Below are 552 nucleotides of genomic sequence, written 5' to 3' on the forward strand. Positions count from 1 at the left end.
GTTGAAAAGCATGTTGAGATTGACGTTGAAGTGAAGATAGAAATTCAGATTGTGCGTGCATGGGGTCTATCCGATGTTGAGCTGCCGCCATGTTATCACATCTGCTATTCGGAGCATGCTTCCACACGCTCAAGATCGCAGACATAAAAAAACCGCCCGAAGGCGGTTATCGTTAAAGCTTAGTTTTATTGCATTTTGCTTTGAACAAAAGCAAGAATTTCTTCCATCAAGCTGTCATCGACTTTCTTCAGATTGAGAGCAAGATTGCTGCCTTTACGACTGTAGCTTGCTCGACCTTTGACAAGATCAACTTTTTCAGCCTTTTTTGCAGGTTTAGCTGGTGCTAACTCTGAGATCCAACTTTCGATGCTTTCCGTCACTTCTTTGGTCAAACGAGCCACGCCTTGTGCCTTGCTACGTTGCCACAAGTAACCTTCAGATGTACGGCATTTATCCAACAAGTTTTGCTGCTGCTCAGCGGTCAATGTTGAGAACTGTTTGTGGAGTTTAACGATGGTTGGACGACCTAAATCGCCAACATTTGGATACGCT

The 552-nt window shown here is 44.2% G+C and carries 1 pseudogene; it reads right to left on the reverse strand.

Annotated elements, in window-relative coordinates:
• Positions 1–185 precede the first annotated feature (185 nt).
• Positions 186–552 (reverse strand): annotated as a pseudogene (locus R7O13_RS29910) (chromosome partitioning protein ParB); the annotation flags it as partial.

It is taken from the genome of Vibrio sp. Y176, from assembly GCF_033438945.1.